This window comes from Domibacillus sp. 8LH, assembly GCF_038806185.1.
In the GTDB taxonomy this organism is placed as follows: Bacteria; Bacillota; Bacilli; order Bacillales; family Domibacillaceae; genus Domibacillus; species Domibacillus indicus_A.
In genome coordinates this window covers 356820-379484 of record NZ_JAVJNG010000002.1, presented here as the reverse complement: position 1 = coordinate 379484, position 22665 = coordinate 356820, and the positions used below count along the sequence as shown (strand labels likewise).

Genomic DNA, 22665 nt, shown 5'->3' with positions numbered 1-22665 from the left:
AGAGACGGCCTTTTTCGTTTCATACTTACTTAATGTCGTCCATCAAGTTTGCTTTGATTAGGAATTCAGCAAGAATACGCGCCATTTGGTCACGTTTTGTGTAATCATTCGGATTGAATTCTTTGTTGCTTGCACCGGACATAATACCTGCCTGGTACACTTTCAATACTTCTGCACGAGTAGAAGCACCGATTTCTTTTGCATCTTTGAAGTCAGACAGTTTCTTCGATTTGTTCAACTGAGACTCGTCAAAGTCGATAAAATCAAGTTCAAGTGCACGGCCAATCATCGCTGCGGCTTCGGCACGTGTTACTTTATCATTCGGTGCAAATGTGCCGTTCGGTTTACCGGCAATAATGCCGTATTTCACAGCAGCCATAAATTCACCGTTCGTATTAAACCACTCATTGCCTTTTACATCTTTAAAGCGGCCATCATAAGCAGTTGTGCCTGGCAAACCAAGCGCACGGCTTAATAGAACAGCAAATTGTGAGCGAGTCATGTCTTGATCCGGCTTGTATGTGCCTGCTGTTGTGCCGGCAATGATAAATTTAGATGCCAGGGACTCAATGTACTTTTCAGCCCAGTTTTTGCCGTTATTTACATCCGGGAATGTAACAAACGATTCAATCACAGTGTGCACACCGTCTGCGTTTGCAAGTGTGCCCACTACGGCGATCTGCTTGCCGTCTTCTGTTGTTTTAAATGTTGTTGGAAGAGCTTTTAGCGATCCATCCGCTGCTACGACAACACCCGTTGCATTGTTTGTGTTTACAGTGCCATCAATCGTAAGTTCTTGATTTACATACACGTCACCAAACGATTTAAGCTCGCGCACCACTGTTCCGTTTTGAGCCAGTTCCACTTTTACTTTAACTGCTGGTGCCTTTATTTCAACCGCATTTACAATCGCTGCTGCTTTTGTTTCAGAAGAAGCCGCTGATGTACCTGCTTTGTCTTCGATCAAGTCTTCCAGGTTGTCTGCTTCCGTCTCTGTCAGCTCATCAATACTGATGCGCAGTGAAGCGCCTGAAAGGTTGCCGCCAAGACTTGTTGCCAGTTCACTTACACTTATCTGTGAAAGAGGAATCACATATTTTACATCACCTGCATCGATTACAAGGTCTGCTGCTGGTGCTTTCGCTTTAATGGCAATTGCAAGTGAAGCAGGAAGATCCAGTACAACCGGCTTGCCATCTTCACGGTCCGGTACTTTAATAACTACTTGTTCTGCATTCACTGGCAATGCTGATATAATTTTCCCTTGAAGATCTACTGGAATTGTTACTAGCGCTTCAGTTGGACCCTCAGTTACACCCGGTGTAACTACAATCCCACCATCAATAGGTTGTGGATCAGGAATTGGGTTTGGGCCAGGACCAGGATCTGGTCCAGGACCTGGTCCCGGTCCCGGTGCGTTAACTGCACTCCATCCAACGTATGCACCATATAAAGCGTTTCGAATTTTTGTAGTAGTTGTATTAGGCGCTGTACCGCTTGTCAGTGCTGCAACAAGACGGTTTTTCACTTCATTCGCTTTTGCTTCTGTTAAAACAAAAGTTTGTTGAATTTTATTTTTAATACGGGCATCTCCATCAGCTGCTTTGAATGCCATTAAAATGTCATCAAACGATAGTTCAGCAGAGTTCGACGCCAACGCTTTTAATTGGACTTCAACATTTTCAAGGTATGTTAAATATGCTTGTTCCACTTGCGCTTGAGGAGTCGAGCCAAAACCGAAGTTATCTTTTGTTGTTGAAATAACAGCATCAACATCCGCTTTCGTTAACTGCCCTAATGTAAGCCCGAGTTGCAATTGAAGCAAATTAATAGCATTATTTAATTCTGCTTCTCTTGGTCCCCCATCAAGAACGCCCTCTTCAAGAACAGGTGTTAGGATGCTCTTCCACTCGCTGTCGCTAATTGCTCTTAATGCTGACTGCAATTCAGTGATTTCAGTTTTATAGCTTGCATTTTGGTAAATAGCGTTCGCATAGCCTGCCAGTGAAGCTGTGGTATCAAAATGCACAGGAGCAGCTTCGACTTCATTAGTTCCACCAAACAAACCTGCTGTTGTTGCAACTGGTGTAAAAGCGATTGTTGCGGCGATCATTGCTTTTGCTGCTTTCGTGCTAAACGGATACTTTTTAACCAATACCGTCACCTCTTCTATAATTTTATATAATTCTGCTAACGCAAGATGTTTATGTAATCACAGGTAAAATAATACAGAACTGTCCTACTAAAAGCAAGAGTTCGTTACATAATTGTAATAAAATCCAAACTAATTTTACAAATTATCAGATTATTCAAACGCTGTTACTTTCTAAATACTGCATGCTATACTACAAATAAGAAATTATCCAAAAAAGGGAGGCATTTACTCTTGCGAAGGTTTTTTAAAATTGCTCTAATCTCTATTCTTTTTCTTGCCCTTGCCGGTGGGGGCGCACTTTACTATTTTACGAAGGTAAAAAAGTATGATGTAGCTGATGAGCAGGTAGATAAAATCGTGGAAGACCCGTATTCTATTTCCTTTCCGGAAGGAACACCCCTTCCTGAAGGTGTTCAAAAAGACGAAGAAGGCCTTGTCATTGTCGATAAGAAAGGCGACTTTGTGTTAGCAGATGGATCGACCATGTCAACGGACGAATGGTTCAGCTCACCAGAATACAGCAAAGCCCTCTCAGTTGGCACAAGCGGCGCAGCTGGCAGCACAGCTTCCGGTAATACAGACTCCAGTACGAATGGAACAGCTACTTCAACTGGCGGCACTGCTGGCTCCGGTACTTCTGGCAGTACAACTGCTTCGACTGGCTCTAGTTCCTCTGGCTCTTCTGGCAATTCAAGTTCAGGTGAATCTGCGTCCAACGGTTCCGGCACAAAAACCCCGGCTTCTGAAGAGGAAACCGGCTCAACTGGCCGTACGACAGCAGCAGACATTAAGTCGCGCTACTCCGGTTCATTTGACAGCCTGCAGGGGCAGGCACAAAGCCAGCTTGGCGCCTTAGTCGGCCAGGCACAAAGTGAATACGCAGCAAAAAAAGCAGCCGGTGAAACGATCAACCCCGCTTACTTTTACCAAAAATACAGTGGTGCGGCATCGAGTGTAGAAGCGAAAACCGACTCTGCTTTTAACTCCCTTTACAAGTCGATGACAAGCGAGCTGAAAGCAAACGGTCTTAGCACTTCCGCTGCGGATGAATACAAGGCCCAATATGAAGCGACTAAAGATGGATTGCGCAATGAATTGATGAGCAAAGTAACAGGTGGATAAATTCTAGAAGGACCCGCAGACGCGGGTCCTTTTACTATGAACTGATGCATTTAACGTTTTTACCTTACATATCAAATAGTTGCTCTAAAAAAATCTAGCAGGCTTTTTCTACCCAACCGCCTTTATTTAATATATTCAGTGTATGTTTCTTCTTTATTTGGAACTTAAAACAAAAGAAAAACATGGGAGTTCACCCAGAAGCATGCTATAATTCTTGTACTATATTTCAAAGGAGAATGTGTTCATGACGTTTAAAAAGAAAGCTGTGGCTGCTGCTTTAACGCCTGTGCTGGCCGCTTCTATTTTTGTTTCTTCTGTTTCTGCCGCCCAGTTTCCGGACGTAAAAACGAGTCACCGTGCTTATGAAGCGGTGGAAGCAATGGTGGAAGCAGGAGTGATTTCAGGCTTCCCAGATGGCACATTTAAGCAATATCAATCTGTTACGCGTGCCGAGAGTGCTATTTTAATTGGACGTGCACTTGGTATTAAAACAAGCACATCTACTAAGACCTTTACCGACCTTCCATCTACTTCACGTGCTTATCCGTATGTGGCCGAGTTGATGAAGCGCGGTATTTTCAGTGACAGCAGCCGCTTTTATCCAGAGCGCCCGCTTTCCCGTTCTGAAATGGCGATTATTTTAACACGTGCGTTTAATCTTCCAGCTTCATCCACAATGCCGTTTATAGATGTATCGCCTACACATGGTGCCGCTGCTTATATCCGTGCGCTGGCGGCAGCTGGTATTACAACGGGCGTTGGCGACGGGAAATATGATCCGGCTGGCGTCGTAACGCGCGGCCAAATGGCGATCTTTTTAAACAATGCCCGTAAGTTTGAAACACCTGGCGAAGATGTAGAGCCGACTCCAGGCGGGGAGACACCTGGCACTCAAACAGCGGCAGAGATTAAAGCAGAATATGCAGATGATTTTGCAGCTCTGCAAGCTCAAGCAAAAGCTGATTTGGACGTGCTTGCCGGCCAGGCAAAAGCCGAACTTGATGCTGGTGCCGACTTGATGACCGTTTACAATAAATACTTTCCACTTGCTTCAAAAGTAGAAGCTGAAACAGACGCGGATTTTAATACGCTTTACGCGGAACTAACAGCAGCATTAACAAAAGCCGGCTTCAGCGCCTCTGAAGCACAGTCATTTAAAACAGCGTACGAAGCAGCGAAAAAGCAAATGAAAGAAGATTTGATGAACCAAATTCTATAAAAAACAGCCCAGTATCGCAGTACTGGGCTGTTTTTCAGTTTCCTGTTTAAAAATAAATTCCTTTGTTCTCTATTTTTTAGGGATCATCTTATTGGTTATACAGTATAATATCCCTATCAACCACAAAGGAGAATAACGGATGAACAAGAAAAAACTGGTTTATTGTGCTTTTGCTTTTATTTTAGCAGTTTCCGCCCTGTTTGGATTTCATCCTGCTCAGTCTGAAGCTGCCTCGGGTGCAAAGGTTGGCTATGTCAGCATTGACAGTGGTGTCCTGAATGTCCGGAGCGGCCCGGGAACGAACTACAAAATCATTGGTACACTGAAAAACAACGTGTCGGTGTCTGTTTACTCACAGTCCAAGTCCGGCTGGAGCGAAATTAACTTTAAAGGCAAGCGAGGCTACGTGGCATCAAAATACTTGCGCATGTACAGCTACTTGATGGACAAAACAAAAGTCTACACATACAAAGCAAACGGTGAGACGTTTAAAAGCACGTATGTGGGCAAGTACAATGGATGGGATGAGTGGCAGGAAACCTCTACCGGCAGCACATACCTTTTATATGAAAACAACAAAGGACTTTATATTGGCTGGCGGGAGTCTGAATACTACATGGAAATCGCCTATCCAATCAAGGTTGGAAAAACATGGGGTGATGGCTTCGATGATGGAATCACGTATAAAATCACAGGAACGGGCGGCATTCTGACAACTGCGGCCGGAAAGTTCAGAGGCGTTGTCACGGTTAAATCAAGCGAAGGCTTTATCATGTATTATGCGCCTAATACTGGAATCATCAAGCAAATCTACAATGGAAAAACGATTTCTGAATTGATAAAGGTCACAACAAAATAAAAAGAGCTGTCCTCTCACGGACAGCTCTTTTTTTATTAAGAAATCTCCACTACTTCTAGATCTTGTGCAGGCTGCTTTTGCGCTCTGTGGAAGAACACCGCAAAGTCGCCGCGTTTAACCGGATCTGTTGTGCCAAAGGCTGTTGCTGTTTTGCCGTTTGTAATACCGTTTGCGACCATGGCTTTTACAGCCGCTTCATAGCGTGCCGGCACATCTTTAAACGTAAGTGTTGTAGAATCCCCTGACAATTTAAGCGCACGCGTCAAAATAATCGCTAGTTCCCCGCGTGTTAATGTTTGATCAGCGCCAAACGTTGTTGCTGTTTTGCCGGAAAGAATGCCCGCTTTTACAAGCGCATTGACTGCTGCCTGCGCACGTTTTGGCACATCTTTAAATCCTGCATTTGGCGCAGAACCTGTCTCAAGCTTTAATGCTTTTGCCAGCATCACAGCTGCATCCACGCGTTTAATTTGCTGATCGATGCCAAACTTGCCGTTGCCAACACCGGATGTAATTCCCTGGTCGACCATTGCCTGCACCGCTTCCTGATAGCGGTCTGACACATCAGAGAATCCAGCTGCTTTGATGCTTGCCGCAGCCGTTGTGCCAGTTGTTGTCGTTGTGAAGTCCATTTTTACCGTGTGTTTCAACTGCACACCGTCAGTACCTTCAATGCCTTTGCCAATGTAAAGCGTGTATACCGCGCCTTTTTGGTATGGCTGAAGCGGAGTCAGCGTGATTGATTTTGTTTTGTCGGAATACGTAAAGGTTGTTTCTACAAGGCTTCCCTCTGCGTCCATCACCACAAGATCCAGTGTAGACACCGTGTCTGCATCCAGGCTTTTGCTGAATTTAATCGTCCAGCTCTTTGTCAGCGCAACACCTTTTTTCGCCGCTTTTTCCTTCACGGTTTTATCCGCCTTGATTTCAGCTTGAACCTCTTTTTCAATTTGGCCGATGGATGCAAGGACCGCTGCTACATCCTTCTTTAAAGCATCAATGCGGGCTTGTCTTTCCGCTACTGCTGCTGCCTCCGCTCCTTTTGAAGCAAGAGACGCAACCTGCTTGGAAACAGCGTTCAAGCGGTTTTCAAGTGCGCCAAACTTCCCGCGGTAGCCTGGCTGGCCTTCAAGGTCTTTTTCTACCTGTTCTTCTTCTGTTCCTTCTTCTACCGTTGAATCGTCATCGCTGTCTGTTTCCGTTTCTTCAACGGAATCGGCGCTTGTTGTCACGGTTTCATCTGAAGCTGGCGTCTGCTCCTCTGCCGGTGCTTCCGCTGGTGTTTCAGGTGGCGTTTCTGTCGGTGTTTGCTCTACTGGCTGAACCACTTCTTCTGTTTGATCGCTTTCTTCCTGCTTTTCTTCTTCCTTGATTTTATTCATTTTCTCTTTGTATTGAATCAGCTTTTCTTCGATTTTATCGAGCTGCTTATCAATTGATTTAAACTGCTGCGCTTGGCCCTGATTTTCTTTTTGGCTCGCAAGCACGTTGTACGGCGTGCTCTCCGCCTGGGCAGCAAACGTGATTCCCTCTCCTGAAAACATAACGCCTGCTGCAAGCACAGCTGCAACGGCTGGTGTCCATTTTTTCTTCATTCCCTGTTCCTCCTTCTGTCTTTAGGGCATGGCAGCTGGCTGGCCTTGCAAATCGCTTTAGCCCCTGTAGCTTTGTGGCACCGCATTTCTACGGCTGTACCCTACCAGGTTTATCGGCGGATTTTTTATAAAATGAAATAGATAAATGAAAAAAAATAAATAGAATATCGCTGATTTATGAACTGGATGACTTTTACAAATTCATGGGACAGGGTATTGTTTTATAGGATAATACAGAAACAAGAAACGGAGGGAATAAAATGAAGAAGAAGTTAGCTGCTTTGTTGACCGGACTGCTTTTGACGGGCTCATTTTGGAACCATTCAGCAAACGCCGCCGCCTTCCCGGACGTACATCCTAATGAAAAAGCATACGAAGCCGTAGAAGAAATGGCCGCCCGCGGGCTCATTGCCGGTTTTCCTGATGGGACATTCCGCCAAAACGACCCGGTGACACGAGCCCAGAGTACGATTTTTTTAGGGCGTGTTCAAGGCATTGACGGCTATGAAGATGCAAAACTTCCTTATTCTGATGTTGCCCCAAGCCAGGCCGCTTTTCCGTACATCGCCTACTATGCTTACCAGAATGTATTCGAACTTGGTAATCGTTTTTATCCGGACACAAAAGTGACACGCGCAGAGCTTGCCCGCACCGTTGTAAGAGCGCTTGGGTTAAGCGGAACGCCCGATGTGCCGTTTACCGATGTGCCCGCCTCTCATCCTTACGCTTCCTATATTAATGCACTCGCAGCCAATGGCCTGACAAGCGGCACAGGCAATAACCAGTACAGCCCGGACGGCATTGTATCACGTGGACAGATGGCCATTTTCATGCTGAATATTGATAACTTTTTAGGAACGGATGAAAAACCCGACTATACGATCGATCCTTCCTTTGTGCCGAATGCAACTGAAAAAGCGATCGGACAGCTTGTGAACGAGGAGCGGGCAAAACATGGCCTTGCCCCTGTGAAACTGGCAAATGACGTTAGCTTTGTTGCACGGACGAAATCAAAGGATATGCACGACCGGGGTTATTTTGACCATAACTCCCCGACATACGGCAGCCCGTTTGATATGTTAACGGACTTTGGCCTTCGTTATTCGGCCGCCGGTGAAAACATTGCCGCTGGTTACGCGGATGCAGCAGCTGTGATGGAAGGCTGGATGAACAGCCCCGGACACCGAAGCAATATTTTAAATCCGAATTTTAAAGAAATCGGCGTTGGCGTTTATAACCGGTACTATACACAGATGTTTATCACAAGATAAGGGACCGAAAACCTCCTCGTTTGGGCCGGAAAATAAAAATATAGGCCGGAAAAGCTTGGGGGATGGCCGGATTTTCTTTTTTCCGGCCATTACGATCGATAATCCGGCCTTGATCCGCTTTTTCCGGCCATAAATAATAGGAATCCGGCCGTACATGCTAGTTTCCGGCCATAAAAAAGAGGGCTGTCTTAAAGACACCCTCTTTATTCATCAGCTGGAAGCCACTTTTCGCGCCATTCCAGCCGTTCTTGTTCCTCGATTTGTTTTTCGAGTGCTTCGTCCCAGTGCTCTAGATGTGTGTTCCAGACACGCGCGTAAAAAACATCCTGCTCCTTGTTGTACAGCCGAAACTCCAGGCAGGGAACGTATGAAGTAAACTGCTCTTCAAACCCGGTTACTTCTGATACTGGTGTTTGAAATTCTTCGTCTGCCCGTTTCGTATCTTCTTCAGCGAGCACCTGCAAGAGACGCTCTGCTGTCATTTCCCGTTCGGTCAGGTAGCGGTAGGTTGGCTCGCTTGCTTCCTGCTCTTCGGCTGCCGGCCAAAACTCGTCGTGAACCGGGCTGTAGGTAAGAGTCGTTTCTTCTTCATCCATTTCCTCTTCAACAATGCCTTCTGCCAGCTGTGCCTGACCACGTTCGCTCAGCTTGTAGCCTTCTCGTTCCATCCGAATGGAACCGCTCCTGAGCATTTTTTGAATTAAATCTTCAATAAATAGTTCTTCGACGAGCAGCATTTCAGCCAGGTTTGCGGCCCGGCGGATATCGGTCTGATTAAACGCGAGCAGCAGCATTTTCATTAAAATATCCATCTTTAGCCGCTTCACCCGTTTAAACGTGACGGCATAAGTGATGACCGGTAGCTGCCATACGGCTGACTCCTTGATTTCCACTCCCGGGTTTTCAAGCAGGTTTGCGCGCAGCTTTTCGATTGTTTTCTTCATTCTGCTTACCCTCTGCTTTCTTCAAGCACGCGTACACCATTTTGCCGCTCGGCTGTCTCCAATACGTGCTTGTACATCTTTCTTGTTGAAACCTGCTTTGTCCGCTCGGTAAACATTTTCGTGCTGCCGACTAACACAAGCAGCTCCCTTGCTCTTGAGAGGGCGACGTTCAGGCGGCGGTAATCGCGGGCAAAGCCGATATCGTCATGCTTGTTTTGATGATTGCGCACCATACTCAAGATAATGACATCCATCTCCATGCCCTGGAACCGGTCTACCGTTCCCGTACGGATCGTTAAATGCTGCAGCCCCAATTCCTGCTCAATAAGACGGTTCAGCTTTTTCACCTGTTCGCCGTAAAAGCTGATTACGCCAACACTTTTCTTTTCCTCTGCGTTCACTCGGCCGGCTTCTATCGCCTGTGCCGTTGCTTCATCCAGTTCTTTCAGCAAAGAACCGATTTCTCGCAGCTCCGCCGGATTGTACAAGCTTTTGCCGCCTTTCATGCGCTCCTCGAAAAACGCCGGCTCATTCGGCATATCGAGCCACAGTAAATGATTGTTCCGGCGGATGAGCGGTGATTCCAAGAGGTGATCACGCGCTGCATCCGAATCGGTCAAACCGCATTGAAGCCGGTCTTTTTCACCTTCATAAAACGGCGTAATGGTTTCCATAATGTTTTCGTGCATGCGGTACTGAATGGCAAGCATCGTTTTGTTCGTGTCCGGCACGCTTTTAAACAAGCGCTCAAACAGCGATTCCTCAAGCAGCCCTTTCAGCTCCGCTTTTCCGGCAAACTCTTCCTTTTCTTCAGCCAGCTCCTGGAGCGTTTCTTCCAGTGTGTCATTTCCTAAAAGCGGCGGCAGCTGGTGATGGTCACCGACTAAAATGACTTTCTTTCCTTTTAGCATCGGCAACAGCAGCTCCGGCGGCGTCGCTTTGGATACTTCGTCGATAATGACCACATCAAAAACGGGGTAGCTGTCGATAAAATCCTTGCGCGCGGATGCCACACAGGTTGTGCCGATTACGTTCGCATGCTTCACATACAGCTTGCGAATTTCATCCAGATCGTGGTCGCTCGCTTCTTGAAGAAGCGACAGCCATTCTCCTTGAACCGATTGAAAAAGCGGCAGGCGCTGCCGTTCCTGCTTAAGTGATTCCCGCGTAAAGGACAGGCTCGCCATTTGCTTCAGCAGCTCTTCATGTTCTGCTTCTGGATTCGTATTTAAGATCGCTTCAAGAGGCTTCAATTCTTCTTTCTTTTCTTGAATCGTATTTTGCAGTGTTTCCATTTGCGCTTCTGCCTGAGCATGGCCCTGGGCTGCTGCTTCTCTTTCGGCAGATTTTTGTGCCTTTTCACGCTGGTCTTCTTCGATCCGACGTTCTGTTTCTTCGAGCTTCTGCTTTTTCTTTTCTAAAAGAAGCGCCCTTGTTTCCTGCTGGTCGAGTGTTTCTTTCGCATTTGGAATCGGCTCGCCCAGTGACACCATCTGTCGGTACTTTTGTTCAAGTGCTTCAAGCTCTGTCCGCTGTCTGTGGAGTGTTTGGCGAAGTGATTCATAAGCTGCTCTTTCCTCTTCCTGCTTCCGGCTCAGCTGCTCGATCACATTTCTCTTTAAAAAGAGGAAAGTATCCTGTGCTTTTTGCTTGTATTCCTCATAAGGCTTCAGCCGTTTCGCTCTTCGCCAGATGAAATGGCGGCGGACATAAAGCCCTTCTAAAAACTCCGCACCCCGTCTCGGATCGATGTTCGACCCACTTTTTAACGCGGCTCTTAAACGGTTTAAAAATTCATCGATTTCCTCTGCGGAGTGGGACGAAGTCGTGCGGCTGGCACGTTGCTGCAGCTCTCCTAAAGGTACATTGTATCTTGCGAGCAGCCCTTCCATATAAGAAACAGCTTTGTTAAGCTGGTCATTGTATGCCTTCAGCTTCGTCAGCTGGTTCATCTCTCCGCGAAGATGGTCCAATTCCTCCAGCAGCTGCACGATGCGCGGTGACCGTTCGATATTTTGCTCGAGCATCATCCACTTTAGGGCATCGATCCGTTTCACGTCAGATGCTTTCTCGTAAACAGCTTCTGCTTGTTGCAGCACCTGGAGGTACCGCTCTTCATCTGCTGCTGTCTTCTGGAGTGTTTGTCCTTTTCGCTCGATCTCTTCCTGGAGTTCTTCACAGGCCAACGCATGATGGAGTGCTTCGATTTCTTTTTGAAGAACTTCCCATTCACGCTGGATGTCTTCAAGGCTCGGCTCACTCGCAAGAAAGGCTTTATCCTTTTCAATAGAAGCTATTAATATACGTAGATCCTGTTCTATTTCTTCTTCGTGCTTTTGCAGCGCCCGCAGTTCAGCTTCCGCTTCCTGCATCCGCTGTTGTTCATTTTTAAGAAAGGCCTGTCCCTCTTCGTACAAGCTCGCTACCTGTTTTTTTTCGGCAACGGCTGCTTCTGCTTGGACCAATAGAGGCTTTAGCCGTTCCTGCTCCCGTTCATTTTTCGTCCACTCCGCTTCAATCTCTGCTTCTCTTTTTTTTCTTGCTTCAAATTGAGTGGATACTTCATGAAGCGTGTGATCCTTCCAATACTGGCCGACGTTTTCTTCAATAAACTTTTTGCCTTCTTCTTCAATGCTTTCCGTTCGGCCGACCCGGAGAATACGGATATCTTTATTGGCTAACAGCCGCCCTAACGCATTGTCTACCGCCAAGTTGGACTGGGAGGCAACCAGCGTACGCAGTCCTGCCCGTGCATTTTGCAGGCAGATTTCCGAAATCACGGTTGTTTTACCCGTTCCCGGCGGCCCCTGAATTACATACAGGTCTTCCGCTTCCATTGCACCTGTTACCGCACGTCTTTGAAACTCGTTCAGCCGGTTATGAAACTGCAGGGCACCCAGTTTTTTAGGCGGACGAAGCGGCGGCTTTTTCTCAAATAAAATCCGTTCTAAATCCGGATTAGCCGCGAGCCCGTCTTCTAAATGCTTAAACCCCTGCCTCAGCCGCTTGACCTGGCTCAATGCGGCAAAGTTGCTGAACACCACTTCTTTTTGCGCCGTAGTAAACTGCTGCTTCCGCGCACGTTCCGCCATCGGGTCGCTCAGTTCAATTTCAACCGTCCCGGCGCCTCGGTTTGCCCTTAGCACTTTGCCGGCATCCTGATCCATTCCTCTAAACTTAACACTTAAGTCTTTAAGCAGCTTCCATTCCTCTTCTTTAAGCCTGCAGCCGGTCAGCGTTACCCGGCTGAAGTCACCATTAAACGTCATTCCTGCATAGCCCGCTGTGATATCCGGAATATCGGCATCCCGCTCCTGGATCGTCAAATAGCCTTCCCAGCTGGCGATCCGCTTTTTCACGTACTCCGAGCTTTCCTTTGCGACCGGCATGTCATGGATGGCGCGCAGCAGATCAAGCGGCATTTCCCGCCGTGTTTCTTGAAAGGCAATCGAAGCCGGGCGGCGCCAGTTCGTCTGCACCGGCGTATGAGGGGCACGCGCGGTTACATTTGTCGCAATAAACCGGTCTTTTTCAGCGACGCAATGCAGCACAATGACCGCATTGCCGCTTGCTGCCGCCAGCCGTTTATTGGCGTTGTTATCAAAAAACAGCGCAACAGACAGAAGCCGGTCCGCAGACGGCGGGTACTTTTCTATATAAACCATAAAAGACGCTTCCAACGAAAAAAACGAGCGCTCCTCCAGCCCGAGCTCCCGCATTTTATCCTTCGCTTTATTCGTCAGCGTCAATGGACATCTATATGTTTTCATGTTTGTTTGGATCACGTATTCACCTGCTTTATTATTGCCAAAGGTTTTATATTTAATAGAAACATCAAGTTTTTTAGTATTATCTTAGTATTAAATTATAACATATGATTTTTTAAATATATGTAGCTCAAACAAAATAGAAACAAGACTACTATACCTATATAAAAAAGCAGGGCGTTGAGTGAACGCCCTGCTTTTCATTTATATTAAATTTTACTTTTGTGATTAAGGAGCTGGAATTACTATTGTTTTTGCAAATTCTTTTGTATTCCCGCCAATTAATACGGAACCATCATAAGATGCCAATCCGGATTTTACGGTAATAACATTTGAGGAAGCGAGTGTTTCTTTTGGAAGTGTAATAACCACTTGCTCATAGCCATTCGACGAAACTTCGTCCGGATTTGCTACTGTAAATGTTGTTCCTTCCGGCAAAGAACTTCCATTTAATGTATAGACACTTGCAACTGTTGCATCGTTAGCACCGCCAGTGTACACAACACCTTCAGTAAATGTAAGTCTGATTTCATCTTTTTCTCCAACAGTTGCAGCCGTAACAGTGGAAATCTTGAAATCCACATTTGTAACTTGTTTTGACACTGTGAAAGATTTTGACACAGAAGTAATAGTTGCGTTACCTAAATCGTCTTTAATATTTTTAATAACACCACTCCAGCTCGTACTGTAGGCATCTTCATTTACTAAATCTTGAAGCTCATCTGATACAACTTCAAGTTTTGTATCTGTTCCGTCTTCTACAAGATTAATATTGCTTCTTGTAATTTCTGTTGCAGTTTTCACTACACCATCTTTATTTTTCCCTGTAAATACGACTGCTTCATTGGCATCCTCATCACCAAGTTCACTAAGCTGTACAGGCTCACTCATTGTGAAAATATACGTATCTGTTGTTCCAGCCTTACGTGTAATACTTTGAAGTACAGGGCCTGTTGTATCGACTTTTGTTAATGGAGAACCAGAATAGCTTAAGTTTAAAGCCAGATCTACATTTTGCACGCCATTTGTTACATTTGTGATTGTTTCTTTCGGAATAAAGATACGAAATTTTTTAGCAGCGTAAGTAGTATCGCTCCATCCGTCTAACAGTTCAACAACGTATTCGTTTTTGTCAGCGACCTTTTTAACTGTGTAAGCTGCCGATGAATCAACATACGTATTCGAAGTTGCATTATATTCCTGAAACTTCAAAGTACTTTCATCCACTCCAGAAACTTCCGTGTTGAATGTGACATGGAATTGCTCTGGGGACGCGACTTTAACAGTTGCTGTTGGTTTGGTTGTGCTCTTTGAAACAGTAAAGGTTGCATTTTGCGTTATACCACGGTTTCCGGCCCAGTCTTGAAGACTGGCAACTTCTACTTTATGTTGTCCTGCCGTAAAGTAACCGCTAATGGCACCAGTAAATCCATCATTAAAGTCACTGTCCACAGTAATAGTTGCTACATGGCGGTTATCTTCCTGTGTAGCTGGATTGAAATCGCCAAATTCAGTTGTAAAGTCTGCTCCTTCTGTAAAGCGTGCATCAATCGTAAAGTTTGCATCTGCCACTGATTCAGAAAAATTCACTTTTACTTTCGTTAGTCCATCTGCTTGTGCTGAAACAACTTCCGGTTTTTTCGCATCGGTTAAATAAAACTTCGTGCTCGATTGAACTACTTTTCCTTCAGAATCTTCTGGAGCCACACTAACTGATACTTGAGTGTTATTCGTTAAGGTTGTTTCTTTGTTTAAAATCACTTCAATAGCACTTGGATCACCTGACACGACTTTTAAGCCCTGGATTGTTTTCTCTCCAACTTTGACAGCATCTTCCCGCAATACGTGGCGAATGTCTTTGCCTACTGTACCTGATGGAATATCTGCTTTTACAACCGGAGCAGACCATGCCTCTCCTGTTTTGTACGTGTATAGAAGCTCGCCTTTTTCGTTTGTTTCAACTAATGCATCTAATGAAATTGCACGGTCAAATTGCAAACGAACACGATCCGCTTGTGTTGTTGAGGCACTTGCCAAAATTGGTACTGTGCCTACAACATCTGGTTTCTTGAACGAAACGGATACGCTGGCTGTTTTACCAATTATTGATGCATAATCGCCAGTTGCTGACGCAATTTTAGCCGTCACGCTTCCTGTTACGTCTGTTGAGCTCACTGGTGAAGTCAATTTAACGGTTGCCATTCCATTTTGCATCGTTACACGTGTAGATTCTAAAGAACCTTGTGTTGTAGAAACATCAACTGCAATATTGTCTGCTGCTGTATCGACCGTACCTGTGGAAGCGTCAGCCAGTTGATAGGTAATAGTGGTTGTTGTTTTTCCGTCTGCTGTTAGTGAAGTAGAGCCTACACTTGCGCGCAAATTCCATGTTTTCACAGCCGCTTCAGGCGTTTTAAACGTTTTTGAAGCTAATGTTGCTTCATTGCCAGATGTTTTGATTCCGTTAAATGCAACTGTATAAGATGTAGCATCTGCTAATCCTGTTACTTGAAGTGTTGCCACTGTTTTTGCTGAATTCAATGACACAGAAGAAACCGTACCGCCGGCAATTGTGAAGTTGCTCGCAGTAGCGTTGTCAATGGCTTTACTGAATGTAACTTGTACACTTGTTTTAGAAGAAGCAGATACACTTACAACTTCTAAAGCAGGTTCCTCAACAGGAGGTGTCTTATCTAACATTTCAGCACGATAAAGGAAAATTGCAAACTCACCGCGTGTAATCGGTAAATCTGTTCCATAACGTGTCGCTGATTTACCCGTTGTAATACCCGCTGCCACTAATGCCTCTACTGCGTTTGTATAACGAGCCGGAACATCTGTAAATTTCAATACTGCCGTTCCTTTTAATTCATATGCATTGGCAAGAATAAGCGCCATTTCTCCACGTGTCATCATATGGTCAGATCCGAAAGAGGTAGATGTTTTGCCGTTTACAAGGCCCGCTGCTTTTAATGCATTAACCGCACCTTGACCACGCGCTGGTACATCTGAAAAGCCTGCATCGGGGGCGGAAGATGTGTTTAGTTTAAGTGCTTTAGCAAGCATGATTGCCATATCAACCCGCTTGATTTGGCCAGAAATTCCGAACTCCGTATCCGAAAACCCATTGGCAATCCCGTTTGATACGAGATAATTAACCGATTCCTTGTAAGGGCTCGTCACATCAGAAAAAGACGCTGCTACTGCAGGTGTAACCGCAGAAGCAACGAGAGTGGCTGTCGCAGATGCTACCATAAATCGTTTGTAAGACTTTTGTTTGAAATCCATGTAAATATCCTCCTTTTATATACAAAAATATCTATATATTTAGTTTATAAAAGCACAAAATTAGTAAAATAAAGAATTAATTATGTACTTTTTACTATTATAAACGGTTTATGGAATATTAACAAAGAGTTTTAATATATAAATTTATTGAAATAATAGATTTTAAAACAAAAAGCAGGGAGTCATTTGACTCCCTGCTTTTTTATTATCTCTGAAAGATTTTTCAATCGTTCGTCAGATAATTTATTAGTTAGTAACTTTTGTGTTAGCAACGGCTGAACTTGATTCAAGAACATTATCGTTACCATCAACAATAGTTGTAGTTGCATTCTTAGTTGTATCTAGCTCAAGAGAAATCGTTGCCGCTTGAGAAACATTAACTGTTCTTGCAAGATCAACAACTAGTTCATTGTTCTCTGTACCTGCAGTAATACCTTCAACAGTGAAGATTTCATTGTTAATAACAACTTTCAAGTCATTAGCATCTCCACCAGTTACATCTTCAGAGAATGTAACTTTAATTTTGTCAGTTTGAGTATCAGAAGAGCTAGCTACTAGGTATGCAGCTGATGTGATTACAGGCTCAACGTTGTCGAATACTGTTACGTCAGCATTAATTTGTGCTTTCGTATCTACATTTTCAACAACTGCTTTACCAGCTGCAGTTTTAACGTTTGAGCTGATAATCAATTTTTTAGTTTCTTCTTTTGTGAAAGTATCATCCGGCAATACAATGTGAACTTCTTGCTTGCTGCCAACAAATTTCACTGTTGTTCCTGTAGGAAGAGCTTGTCCATCTAATGTATAGTTAGAAGCTTGCAATGCACTGTTACCCATCTCTACACCGTAAGGAATAACAATTGTGTTTTCAGTAGATTCAGAATCGACTACTGGAGCAAGTACCACATATTCATTGATTTCAGAAGCTACAGTAGTAGTAAGTGCCGCATTTTTATTACCTGCAAGATCCTGAACTGCATCAGCAGCAAACGCTACTGCATATGTGCCTTCTTCAACATTTTCATTCAATGTAATTTGAACAATTTTATCATCGCCGTTTTCATCTGCTACTACAGTTGCAGATGAAATAAGACCTGGTTGCTCAATTCCGTCAAAAGAAGCTGTCAACTTGCTTACATCAACCCCAACTTCAGCATCTAACTCTTCATTGAAACGTACATTCAATACGCTTCCTGAAGCAGTATTTAGAGTATTAGAGACGATGCTTGGACGAGTCGTATCTTTTGTAAGAACAACTGTACCATTGTATTCATCACCAACAAAGTTAGCTACATCTTGGTAACCATTGATTTTCACTGAAAGTGAAACGTTAGTTTCGCCTGATGCATAAACTGGGTTACGCTCTCCAGCGTTTTCAGCGATTGTTACTGTGTACTCATCTCCAGTTTCGTTAGCATCAGCAGAAACTACTGGAATAACAGTTGTGCCTTTACGAATTGTAAGATCTGAAGTTTCAAGCTCTACAGCTTCACTGAATTTCACTTTAAATTTATAAGAACTTACTGCAGAGACAGATGTCACTGATGGCTTTTCTGAATCATTTGAAACTGTATAAGTTGCATTTGCAATAGTAGTTACATTATCGTTAGCGTCTGTTACATCATAAAGAACTACTGTGTGATTTCCTAGTTTGTTTGCCCCAGTTAAGCCTGAAACAGTCGCAAAGTATTTACCTTCTTCATTAGTAGTTCCACCAGTAAATGACTGTGCTGTGCCACCGTCCACTTTGATAGAGAATGATTCAACTGGCTCGTTGAAATAAACTTTTACAGAATCAGTTCCAGCTGCTTCTACACTAGATACTGTTGGAGCAGTTGCATCAGTGAACAATGCTGGAGTGCCATCGTATTTTTCAACTTTTTCGAAATCAGCATTGACTACGCCGTCAACATCAATTTCATAAGTTTGACCATCTAAAAGTGGAGTTTCTAACTTAACAAGAACAGTACGCTTGTCAGCCTGAAGCTCAAAGTTGTCAGCATCCAAGCCTGTTACCACTTCACCGTTAACTTTTACTGTGTAGTTGCCTGCATTTTTAGCAGATGCTTCAGCTACCGCTTGGTTAAACACAACTTTTAATTCTTGTGCATTAAGAGCTGTTGCTGCATCAACTTTCGGAGTCATTTTAACAACAGTGAAAGTAGTTTGAGCAGTAGACTCACCAACAGTTACTTTTGCAATGTGAGTTCCAGCTGGAAGATCTGTGAATTGTGCAGATACTTTTCCGTCTACAACTGTTACATTTTGTGAAGCAACTGCAGTAGTATCAGTATTGCTACCAGCAAAGATTTCAACTTTAGCAGTTGCGTTTGCAGGAGCGTTTTTAACTGTTGCAGAAACAGTAGTTTTAGTGTTAGAAGTTGTTGCAGAAACTGCTTCAACTAGAGTTTTGCCAAGGTTTTCTGCTTTATAAAGGAAGATAGCGAATTCACCACGTTTGATTGCGTCAGCTGTACCAAATGTAGTTTCTGTTTTACCGTTAGTAATACCAGCTGCTACAAGTGCTTCAACTGCTGCTGCGTAACGTGAAGAAACGTCAGAGAATTCTTTGTCAGAAGTTCCGTTAAGATCATATGCGTTAGCAAGGATCAAAGCGATCTCGCCACGAGTAATGTCTTGGTCAGAACCAAAAGTTGTCGCTGTTTTACCATTGATGATGCCTTCTGCTTTAAGTGCATCAACGTATGCTACTGCACGCTCAGGAACATCAGTGAAACCTGAAGCTGGACGGTCTGCAATGTCAATTTCAAGTGCTTTTGCGATCATTACTGCTGCATCAACACGTTTGATTGCTTGCTCAGTACCGAATTGAGTGTCAGTAACACCATTAGTGATTTTGTTGTCTACTAGGTAGTCAACTGCTTCTTTGTAACGATCTGAAACATCTGTGAAAGATGCTGCTGCGCCAGTTTCTGCTGCGAATGCAGGTGTTACTGCAGATGCTACTAGAGTAGCTGTTGCTGCTGTAGCAACGAATTTACGATAAGACTTTGGTTGGTAAGCCATGTAATAAGTTCCTCCCGTTTTGTGTGGTTGTGGTTTTTTTATGAAATCAAACAGCAGGTAAGCTGATTGTTCCGTATAATATCATTTTGAGTTTTTAACTGTTTTTCTCATTTCATGAAAAGCTATGTATTGCAAGGAGAATTTAACAGGTTTGTAACTCAAGTAACATTCTATCAAACAAGAAAGTTTTTTCAACCGGTTTTTCATTATTTCCATAATTTATTCAAAAAGTAATATCTGATACCTTCTTGTCAAAACAATGAAAATAAATTGTCGAATAAAACCAATTTGTTTCATAGCTTATTCATTATATACCATATGCTAGGTGAAATTAAAGTTTTTTCCCCTAGAGGATTTTTCATTTTTGTTGCATATTTCCTTCAAAACCAGACGGGGCATAGGCTGAAAGATTACAGCAAGGTTGCAATTCTCTTAAACTTCTGCATATGGTTCTTTGTTATTATCGGCACGTTTTCATGATTATTTAGTTATATTTTTATAACATAGAAAAAAGCTTTTTCGTCCAACAAAAGCCTTGCCAAATCAGCCTTTTTTCCATAAAGAGGCATAAAAACTAATACTTACATAAAGAAACTTCCATGCCCTTTAACACTCTAGAGCAGGCCGCCTAACAGCCGCTCTCCAAGACTTTTATCAGTCAATACGACTTCTACGTATCCACGGTCAATATCTGCTTGTGTAATTAGTTTTGTGGTCGTCTCGTACTGCGAACAGTTCAGTTTAACTCTTCTCAATCGCGGTTAGTTGCTTCTATATCAAGCAGCTCTCCGCCTGTTACCTTCTTAAAACGTCGATGCTAAGGTGAAAATTTACAAAACCGTTAAGGAAAATCGCAAATTCACCACGTGTGATCTGGTCTTCCGTTCCGAATGAATCCTTACCTTCACTGAATATGATTCCGCTTTCAATACTAGACTGACAGCCGCTAGCAGCAGTGTAAGACATTGGTAAGCCTCTTTCTTTATATTATCCTGTATAGATGTGCCAATCACATACGCTCTCGCCAGCATGAGGGCTGCTTCCCTTCCTGTTACGTTTTGCTATGATGCCGATTGTTTCACTTATTTCCCTTTGTAACAAAACCTCTCCTTTCGAATTTATGAAATAAATTCTAAAGTAAATAACCTAAATACTACGAAAAAATAACAATTACTTTACAGCATATACCCTTTTATTACAGGTAAAATAAACATAATGAAGTAAAATAAACTATAATTACTCGTTTATGGAATTTATTAGTTTTTACTCCTATACAATTACTTATTTTTCTTTTCTGTCTTAATCTACTTGACAATTCGTTCAATATATTAGACAGAACGCGTTCCTGCTTTTTCCCTATTTTCCGAAAATCTTTACTGCCTTTACAGCGAAAAATTTTTCATAAAAAAAGCCCTGTCCCGTTAAATGGGACAAGGCAAAATATTATAATTGTTCAAAAATGGAAATCAGCTTTGGCTGAATAGCTGATTCTTCGTATTCAAGCGCTGTCTGATACGCGGCTTCAGCGACTCGGTCACGCTCCGCCTGCTGCAAGTCATCAAACGCAAGAAGGGCTTCTTTCAGCTCTTCCGGGTTGCCCGGCTCGAACAGCCAGCTGTTTTCGCCTGGCTTCACGTAATCTAGAATGCCGCCGATCGCGCTGGCGATAATCGGCGTGCGGCACGCCATTGCTTCCAGGCCGACAAGGCCGAGGCTTTCACCTTTACGCGTGGTCGGAAACACAAAGGCTTCCACAGCATTATACACATTGGCAAGGCCGGATTGCTTCATTAATGGGTAGTGGATGACCACATCCCCGATGCCAAGCTCGGCGACAAGCTCTTTAAAAGCCGCTTCGTCTTTGCCGGAACCGACTGCGATAAATTTCGTTCCGTGATCCGGCTTTTCATCCACATACCGCTTAATGGCATGCAAATAATGGTCCCAGCCTTTGCCGACGTCCAAACGGCCGACATAGCCTATGTAGCGGTAAGACGGATCTAGCTCGAGCTCGGACAGCGCCTGTGCCCGCTCTTTCGGATGAAACACGTCTTTGTTGACGCCGCCGGACGGGAAAACAGCCACGGGTGTCTGCACGCCGTATTTTTCTTTTACAAGTGACTCGTAATAGTGGGACGGCGTAATGATCAGCGCAGACTGCTCAAGCAGCTGCTTCACATACGGCTGGTATTTTTCCTGGGACGGCACTTCCGGCACGACGTCGCTTCCGTGAACGTTCGTCACAATGCGGACCGATGGTTTTAACCGCTTTAAAAGCAGCAGCGGCAGCGCGTTGTGCGACGCATAGTGAACATAGATCGCATCATAGCGGCCGGACATGCCTTGACGTACGAGGTTCGCATAATACGATGCGTAGCCAATGGCTTTCGCCGCTTTTGATGTCTTTTTTTCAAGCACAACCCGGTCGACTTCAAAGCCGCCGTTTTTCAGGATGCGCTCAGTGTTTTGCACGAACACGCCGTAGCTTGGAAACTGGGCATTCGGGTACATGTTCGCAGCAAGCAAAATACGCTTCATTTCCGGTACTCCCGCAGTTTTTGTTCCATATAATCAAGCAGTCCTTCCCGAAGGTCCGGACGCTGGAGGGCGAATTCAATCGTCGTTTCCACAAAGCCCTGCTTTTCACCGACATCATAGCGGTTTCCGTCAATTTCATAGCCGTACACAGACTGGATCGTATTCAGCTTTTCAATCGCGTCCGTCAGCTGAATTTCTCCGCCTGCACCGATTTCAAGCGCGCTCAAGTAATTGAAAATTTCCGGCGTAAACACGTAGCGGCCGATAATTGCCATATTAGATGGCGCTGTGCCCTGCTTCGGCTTTTCCACAAACTTGTTTACTTTGTAGCGGCGGCCAACCTGTTCAGACGGGTCGATAATGCCGTAGCGGTGCGTTTCAGACGGCGGCACTTCCATCACGCCGATCACGGATGAGCCAGTTTCTTCGTACTGTTCGATCATCTGCCCGAGGCACGGTTTGTCCGCCTGGACGATATCATCCCCTAACAGCACGGCAAACGGCTCGTCACCGATAAACTTGCGTGCCGTCCAGACGGCATGGCCAAGACCAAGCGGCGCTTTTTGGCGGATGTAGTGAATATCAACTTTGCCGGAGTCCTTTACTTCCTGCAGCAGCTCGAACTTTTGCTTTTCTTCCAGCTTGTGCTCGAGAAGCGGCGCGGAGTCGAAATGATCTTCGATGGCACGCTTGTCTTTGCCGGTTACGATAATAATATCTTCAATGCCGGATGCGATTGCTTCATCAACGATATATTGAATCGTCGGCTTGTCAACAATCGGCAGCATTTCTTTCGGCATCGCTTTGGTTGCCGGCAGAAAGCGGGTGCCGAGCCCCGCTGCCGGAATAATGGCTTTGCGTACTTTTTTCATGACGAACT

At 44.5% G+C, this 22665-nt stretch carries 13 protein-coding genes and 1 riboswitch; of the genes, 4 read left to right on the top strand and 9 right to left on the bottom strand.

Annotation, left to right across the window (positions count from 1 at the left end):
• Window positions 1–25: 25 nt before the first annotated feature.
• On the bottom strand, window positions 26–2155 hold the full coding sequence (locus RG959_RS05355) for an S-layer homology domain-containing protein (RefSeq protein ID WP_342796243.1): 2130 nt from the start codon (window positions 2153–2155) through the stop codon (window positions 26–28).
• 231 nt (window positions 2156–2386) lie between these two features.
• Between RG959_RS05355 and RG959_RS05350 the strand changes: the two genes are divergently transcribed.
• The 3 genes from RG959_RS05350 to RG959_RS05340 all read left to right on the top strand — a co-directional run bounded on the left by RG959_RS05350 (window position 2387) and on the right by RG959_RS05340 (window position 5355).
• Window positions 2387–3277 carry a hypothetical protein gene (locus tag RG959_RS05350; RefSeq protein ID WP_342796242.1) on the top strand — a complete coding sequence of 297 codons (891 nt, stop codon included), beginning with the start codon at window positions 2387–2389 and terminating at the stop codon, window positions 3275–3277.
• A gap of 244 nt (window positions 3278–3521) precedes the next feature.
• Complete coding sequence (locus RG959_RS05345; RefSeq protein ID WP_342796241.1) at window positions 3522–4496, top strand: S-layer homology domain-containing protein; 975 nt, start codon at window positions 3522–3524, stop codon at window positions 4494–4496.
• Between the two features lie 139 nt (window positions 4497–4635).
• Complete coding sequence (locus RG959_RS05340; RefSeq protein ID WP_342796240.1) at window positions 4636–5355, top strand: SH3 domain-containing protein; 720 nt, start codon at window positions 4636–4638, stop codon at window positions 5353–5355.
• A gap of 35 nt (window positions 5356–5390) precedes the next feature.
• On the opposite strand, the gene RG959_RS05335 is transcribed toward RG959_RS05340, so the two are convergent.
• Window positions 5391–6950, bottom strand: coding sequence for an S-layer homology domain-containing protein (locus tag RG959_RS05335; protein WP_342796239.1), 1560 nt, complete (start codon window positions 6948–6950; stop codon window positions 5391–5393).
• Between the two features lie 27 nt (window positions 6951–6977).
• Window positions 6978–7061, bottom strand: a riboswitch (cyclic di-GMP riboswitch).
• Between the two features lie 149 nt (window positions 7062–7210).
• On the opposite strand from RG959_RS05335, the gene RG959_RS05330 reads away from it, so the two are divergent.
• Window positions 7211–8221, top strand: coding sequence for an S-layer homology domain-containing protein (locus tag RG959_RS05330; RefSeq protein WP_342796238.1), 1011 nt, complete (start codon window positions 7211–7213; stop codon window positions 8219–8221).
• 203 nt (window positions 8222–8424) lie between these two features.
• Here RG959_RS05330 and RG959_RS05325 read toward each other — a convergent pair whose 3' ends face one another.
• From RG959_RS05325 to galU, 7 genes are all read right to left on the bottom strand, one after another.
• Window positions 8425–9165, bottom strand: a complete 741-nt coding sequence (locus tag RG959_RS05325; protein WP_342796236.1) for a hypothetical protein — start codon at window positions 9163–9165, stop codon at window positions 8425–8427.
• A 5-nt stretch (window positions 9166–9170) separates the two neighbouring features.
• A complete protein-coding gene (locus RG959_RS05320; RefSeq protein ID WP_483298851.1) occupies window positions 9171–12947 on the bottom strand; it encodes a DEAD/DEAH box helicase in 3777 nt (1258 codons plus the stop codon).
• Between the two features lie 213 nt (window positions 12948–13160).
• Window positions 13161–16220: an S-layer homology domain-containing protein gene (locus RG959_RS05315; protein ID WP_342796234.1), complete on the bottom strand. Its 3060-nt coding sequence runs from the start codon at window positions 16218–16220 to the stop codon at window positions 13161–13163.
• 246 nt (window positions 16221–16466) lie between these two features.
• Window positions 16467–19247, bottom strand: coding sequence for an S-layer homology domain-containing protein (locus tag RG959_RS05310; RefSeq protein ID WP_342796233.1), 2781 nt, complete (start codon window positions 19245–19247; stop codon window positions 16467–16469).
• A gap of 614 nt (window positions 19248–19861) precedes the next feature.
• Window positions 19862–20002, bottom strand: coding sequence for a hypothetical protein (locus RG959_RS05305; protein ID WP_342796232.1), 141 nt, complete (start codon window positions 20000–20002; stop codon window positions 19862–19864).
• 688 nt (window positions 20003–20690) lie between these two features.
• Window positions 20691–21785 (bottom strand): glycosyltransferase, encoded by a 1095-nt coding sequence (locus tag RG959_RS05300; RefSeq protein ID WP_342796231.1) that lies wholly within the window; start codon window positions 21783–21785, stop codon window positions 20691–20693.
• Window positions 21782–22657 (bottom strand): UTP--glucose-1-phosphate uridylyltransferase GalU, encoded by an 876-nt coding sequence (gene galU, locus RG959_RS05295; RefSeq protein ID WP_342796230.1) that lies wholly within the window; start codon window positions 22655–22657, stop codon window positions 21782–21784. The genes RG959_RS05300 and galU overlap by 4 nt, the downstream gene beginning before the upstream one ends.
• Window positions 22658–22665: the final 8 nt, after the last annotated feature.

What these genes read in the sequence shown, in the direction of transcription:
- RG959_RS05345 (WP_342796241.1), top strand. Translation starts at nt 3,522, where the DNA reads ATGACGTTTAAAAAGAAAGCTGTGGCTGCTGCTTTAACGCCTGTGCTG.
- RG959_RS05340 (WP_342796240.1), top strand. Translation starts at nt 4,636, where the DNA reads ATGAACAAGAAAAAACTGGTTTATTGTGCTTTTGCTTTTATTTTAGCA.
- RG959_RS05335 (WP_342796239.1), bottom strand. Translation starts at nt 6,950, where the DNA reads ATGAAGAAAAAATGGACACCAGCCGTTGCAGCTGTGCTTGCAGCAGGC.
- RG959_RS05330 (WP_342796238.1), top strand. Translation starts at nt 7,211, where the DNA reads ATGAAGAAGAAGTTAGCTGCTTTGTTGACCGGACTGCTTTTGACGGGC.
- RG959_RS05325 (WP_342796236.1), bottom strand. Translation starts at nt 9,165, where the DNA reads ATGAAGAAAACAATCGAAAAGCTGCGCGCAAACCTGCTTGAAAACCCG.
- RG959_RS05315 (WP_342796234.1), bottom strand. Translation starts at nt 16,220, where the DNA reads ATGGATTTCAAACAAAAGTCTTACAAACGATTTATGGTAGCATCTGCG.
- RG959_RS05310 (WP_342796233.1), bottom strand. Translation starts at nt 19,247, where the DNA reads ATGGCTTACCAACCAAAGTCTTATCGTAAATTCGTTGCTACAGCAGCA.
- RG959_RS05300 (WP_342796231.1), bottom strand. Translation starts at nt 21,785, where the DNA reads ATGAAGCGTATTTTGCTTGCTGCGAACATGTACCCGAATGCCCAGTTT.
- galU (WP_342796230.1), bottom strand. Translation starts at nt 22,657, where the DNA reads ATGAAAAAAGTACGCAAAGCCATTATTCCGGCAGCGGGGCTCGGCACC.